Source organism: Dellaglioa sp. CoH-56-MRSF-11, assembly GCF_056782135.1.
On sequence record NZ_JBXAYE010000137.1, the window covers coordinates 1 to 254 of the forward strand.

A 254-nucleotide genomic window follows, 5' to 3' on the forward strand; every position below is an offset into this window, starting at 1 on the left:
GCGGTGTCCTTGACCCGATGGTATATTCGAGCGACGCATTTTATATTCAGGCAAAACTTCGCATGTCGATCAAACAGTGGTCAGAATTTGACGAAGACGCGGGGATGGAACATTTCATGGAAGCCACGGTCTCGGCCCCGGGCTCGCTTAATAAAACGACAGCCCAATTCTCGTACATTGACGGGGATGATCATGAAACTGCGCTACGCGCCGTTATCGTGCGATGCGCTGCTGCCTATGGCAAATTTTTGGAG

General features: G+C 51.2%; 1 protein-coding gene. It reads left to right on the plus strand.

Annotation, left to right across the window (positions count from 1 at the left end; translation table 11 throughout):
• A partial coding sequence (locus tag AC1RPT_RS08150) for a hypothetical protein (RefSeq protein WP_481763049.1) occupies positions 1-254 on the plus strand: 254 nt, incomplete at both ends.